Source organism: Micromonospora sp. ATLC16 (genome assembly GCF_057196645.1).
Window position 1 is genome coordinate 1 of sequence record NZ_JBXUOW010000133.1, and the last position, 4,328, is coordinate 4,328.

The following is a 4,328-nucleotide window of genomic DNA, read 5'->3' on the forward strand; positions in this document are numbered from 1 at the left end:
GCCTGTCGCTGCGGGTGCCGCCGCCGCGCCGTCGGCCACCGCGCCCCCGGCCGCGTCGGGGCGGGACGGCCAGGAACCGCTTGACCCGTCCATTCCGGCAGGTGACGGCGCTGCGTCCCGGCCGGGTGGCCGCACCGCCCGGGCAGTTCTCGCCGGGGCGCTGGTGCTGACCGGGCTCGTCGCGGTGCCCTGGCTCGCCGGAGGACCCGGCAAGCCGGAGGCGGGCAGAACCACACCACCTGCGGCCGAGCAGACGACCGTGACGGTGGGCGTCCGCGACGGTGCCGACCCGAAGGACGCCGGGTGCGCCGCAGATGCCGACGTGACCACGCTGGACAGCGCCGCCGTACTGCTCGACGAGCGGGTGATCGGCACGGTCGAGTTGCGCTACTCGCCCGCCTGCGGAGCGAGTTGGCCCCGGTTCATGCCGGTGCCCGGTGGCGTGGACGCCGTGCCGCTGCCCGCCAGCATCCGGCTCACCGTCATCGACGGTGAGCAGCCGACCCGGTCGGCGGACTTCGCCATGGACTACGGCGGCATCTCCTCCTTCGGCAACCTGCTGACGAGCACCAGAACCTGCGTCTACGGGCAGGTGCAGTTGTCCGGTACGGGGTGGCGCTCGGCCGTCGGCCGTACCGGCTGCTGGCGCGGCGCCACCCAGATCCGCCCGGTCCCCTGAGGCCGCCGGAGAACGAGCCGGGAGTCGGTCGCCGCGCAGATCGGTACCTGAGCCACGACCCTCACCAGCAGATGCGGATCTCCCCGATCGGTGGCGGGGCCGGACCCTCGACGGCCACCTTCCGAATCCGTCCCGCCGGGTAGCGGATCCACCGCGTGCGGCAGGCCGTAGCGGACCCATGGCGGTGTCATATTTCGGACTGTCCGCCGAGCGGGAGTGGCGGTTCGGCATGACGACTGTTCGCAGGTCAAGGGCGCTGATCAGCGTCAATGGGCCGCCCGGGTAGAAAGGCCCGCCGGCCCCGCCTACGAGTGGAGTCTGTGCACCGTCCGAAAGCGACGGTACCGTCCACGGGACTTGAGGACGGGCGCGCGTGTGGGGAGTGCTGTCATGGCCGCGCGGAAGCGCATGATGCGAGATGCGTGAGGACTCGCCGCGCTGGGAGCAGATCAACCCCAGTGCCTACGTGCACGAGCAGGACGGTCTGCGCGAGCTGGCGTCGTACCTGCCGGACGCCGAGCCGTACCACGTCTGGGCGAACGTCGAGTTCGTCGGCACCGACGGCTCGATCAACGAGATCGACGCGCTGGTGCTCACCCGCAGCGGCCTCTACGTGCTCGAACTGAAGCACTGGCAGGGCCGGATCGGCGGCGACGGCCAACGCTGGCGGCGGCACGCGCCGAACGGCAACCGGTACACGGCCGACAACCCGCTGATGCTGGCCAACCGCAAGGCCAAGCGGCTGCGCAGCGTCATCGCCTACTACGCCCCGCCAGGCGCCCGCACCCCGTACGTGCATGCCGCGATCTTCCTGCACGCCCGGAACACCCGCTCCGACCTGGACGCCATCGGCGGCCAGCACGTCTACGGCCTGGACGGGAACGCGGGCGGGCTGCCCAGCCTGAAGCAGATGCTGCTGGCGCCGCCGACCGACGCCCGCCATCTGGTCGACGCGGTACGCGGCCGGCAGATCGTCGAACTGGTGCGCGGCGCCCGGATCCGACCGTCGGTGGCCGAGCGCCGGGTCAACCAGCTCATGTTGCACCAGCGCCCGTTCGCCGAGGGCGTCGGCTGGCAGGACTTCCTCGCCGACCACACGCTGGACACCTCCGTGCTGCGGCGGGTCCGGTTCTACCTGACCAGCCGGGCGGCCGACGACGAGGTGCCGGTGATCCGCCGTGCCGCCGAGCGGGAGTTCCGGCTGCTCCAGGGCATCCACCATCCCGGCATCGCCCGCGCGCTGGACCTGGTCGATCACCCCTGGGGGCCGGCGGTGGTCTTCGACCACAAGCCGGAGTGGCAGCGCCTCGACCAGTGGCTAGCCGAGCGGGACGGCCGGCTGCACCTGGCCCAGCGGCTGCAACTCGCCCAGGATCTCGCCGAGATCGTCGCACACGCCCACGCGCGGCGGTTGTCGCACCGTTCGCTGAACCCCCGGGCGGTGTACGTCTGCGATCCGGACAGCCCCCGGCCCACGCTCGTGGTCACCGACTGGCAGACCGGCGGCCGGTTGCCCGGCACCCGGATGACCTCGCTCGGCCCGTCCACCGACCCCGCGTCACTCGAACTGTTCTTCGACGACTCGGTCCGCCGCTACCAGGCACCCGAGGCGGCCACCCTCGACGATCTGCCCGGCCACCAACTCGACATGTTCTCCCTCGGCGCGATGGCCTACCGCATCTTCGCCGGGGTGGAGCCGGCCGCTTCGGCGGAGGAGCTGGTCGCCGCCGTGGCCACCGGCGGCCTGCGCCTGGACGCGGTCGCCGACGGGATGCCGAAGGCGCTCATCGAGATCATCTACGACGCGACCCGGGGCGACCCGGGGCAGCGGATGCGACAGGTGGCCGATTTCCTCGCCGGCCTTGAGCTGGTCTGGGAGGAGCTGACCGCGCCGGAGCCGGAGCCGGTGGTCGATCCGCTGCACGCCCACCGGGGCGACGTGCTGGATGGCGGGCTCACCGTGCTGACCAGGCTGGGCAGCGGTGCCACCGCCATCGCGTTGCTGGTCGCCGAGGGCGGCACGGAGGGCGGCCGGCACCTGGTGTTGAAGGTCGCCCGGGACGAGCAGTACGCCGACCGCTTCGCCGCCGAGGCCCGTGCCGTCGGCAAGTTGCGCGACTCGCGGGTGGCGGCGCTGGTACGCGGCCCGATCAAGGTCGGCAGCCGGACGGCGCTGCTGTTGGAGAGCGCCGGCGATCGCACCCTGGCCGAGGAGTTGCGCGGCGGTCGGCTGGTGCTGGACCTGCTGGAACGCTACGGCCGCGACCTGCTGGAGATCGTGTCCTTCCTGGACGGGCAGGGGGTGTGGCACCGGGACATCAAACCGGCGAACCTCGCCGCCCGGCCGCGCCCGAAGGACAAGCAGCCGCACCTGTGCGTCTTCGACTTCTCGCTGGCCGGCATCCCGGCCGACCAGCTCACCGCCGGCACCACCGCCTACCTCGACCCGTTCCTCGGGCCTCCGCGCCGGCTGCGTTTCGACGCCGCCGCCGAACGGTTCTCCGCCGCGGTGACCCTCTACGAGATGGCTACCGGGGCACTGCCCCGGTGGGGTGAGGGCGCGAACCCGGCCACGGTCACCGACGAGGTCACCCTGGACCCGGCGGTCTTCGACGCCTCGGTCGCCGACCGGCTGGTCGCCTTCTTCGCCATCGCGCTGGCCCGGGACACCACCGACCGGTTCGACACCCTCGACGAGATGACCGATGCCTGGCGGGCGGTGTTCCGGGAGATCCCGGAACCACCGGCACCCACCGACGACACCGGTTGGCCCGCGCCGCTGACCCGGGCCTCGTCGTTGGAGGCGGCCGAGCTGACCGCCCGCGCCCGCTCGGCGCTGGAACGGCTCGGCATCGGCACCGTCGGCGAACTGCTGGACGCCGAGCCGTCCGCGCTGACCCGGGCCCGGGGTGTACCCGACGCCACCCGCAAGGAGATCCTGGCCCGCGGCCGCGAGCTGCGTGACCGGCTCGCCACCGCCGCGCCGCCGGTGCCCACCCGACCGAACGCCCAACACGTCGAGGCGCTCAGCGCAGCCCTGCTGCCGGCGGGCACCGGCCGCAGCGCGTGGCACCGGACAGCCGTGCAGGTGCTGCTCGGCCAGGCCGCCGACGACCAGGGCCGCTACCTGCGCTGGCCGTCGCAGGCGGACGTGGCCCGGGTGGTCGGCAAGCAGCAGCCACAGATCTCGAACCTGCTGAAGCGGCTGGTCACCCGCGACTGGCTCACCGATCCGGCGCTCGACCTGGTCCGCGACGAGATCGTGGCGCTGCTCGACGGGCGGGGCGGGGTAGCCTCCGCCGAGGAGGTCGCCGAGGCACTCAACGTCACCCGTGGCTCCTACACCGCCGAGCCGAAGCGCACCGCCCAGGCGATCGGCCTGGTCCGCGCCGCCGTCGAGACCGAACTGGCCCGGGGCGGTGACGCCCGGCTGGCCATCCAGCGGCTACGCGGCAGCGACACCGTGCTGATCGGCCGGGAACCGGATGACCCGGGCACCGCGCGTACCGCCGACGATCTGCTCGGTCATGTGACCCGGCTGGGCCGCCGGGCGGCGGCCCTGGCCGGCGCGGACCCGCTGCCCACCCGGACCCGCGCGGTGGAGGAGCTACGCGCGCTGGAGCCCCCGCCGGCCGGCACGCCGCCGCTG

At 73.4% G+C, this 4,328-nt stretch carries 2 protein-coding genes; both read left to right on the top strand.

Annotation, left to right across the window (positions count from 1 at the left end; genetic code table 11):
* Positions 1–679, top strand: a 679-nt coding sequence (locus AC2CHE_RS26500; RefSeq protein WP_484507554.1) for a DUF2690 domain-containing protein, incomplete at its 5' end; no start/stop codon positions are given.
* Between the two features lie 418 nt (positions 680–1,097).
* On the top strand, positions 1,098–4,328 hold a 3,231-nt coding region (pglW, locus tag AC2CHE_RS26505; RefSeq protein ID WP_484507555.1), incomplete at its 3' end, for a BREX system serine/threonine kinase PglW.